Source organism: Photobacterium sp. R1 (assembly GCF_054600795.1).
Genome location: NZ_BAAHZP010000241.1, coordinates 1 through 354, shown reverse-complemented (window position 1 = coordinate 354; position 354 = coordinate 1). Strand labels below are relative to the sequence as shown.

At 55.6% G+C, this 354-nt stretch carries 1 protein-coding gene; it reads left to right on the top strand.

Annotation, left to right across the window (positions count from 1 at the left end):
* A partial coding sequence (yidC, locus tag ACYP03_RS24860; protein ID WP_459782505.1) for a membrane protein insertase YidC occupies positions 1–354 on the top strand: 354 nt, incomplete at both ends.

The following is a 354-nucleotide window of genomic DNA, read 5'->3' as shown; positions in this document are numbered from 1 at the left end:
AGCTTCGATGACATGGTCGATAAGAACCTCAACCTGAGCATGGAACAGGGCTGGGCGGCCATGATGCAGCATTACTTCGTGTCAGCGTGGATCCCGCGCACCGAAGACACCAGCAATCTGTTCTCCCGCACCAGCCAGGGCCAGGGTTACATTGGTGTTCGCCTGCCAAGTGCGACTGTTGCACCGGGTACAGAGCAAACGCTGACAGCGACCCTGTGGTCAGGTCCTAAACTGCAGGACAAACTGGAAGCAACGGCACCAAACCTGAATCTGACCGCTGATTACGGCTGGTTGTGGTTCATCGCCAGTCCGCTGCACAAACTGCTGTCCATTATCCATGATTTCGTGGCTAAC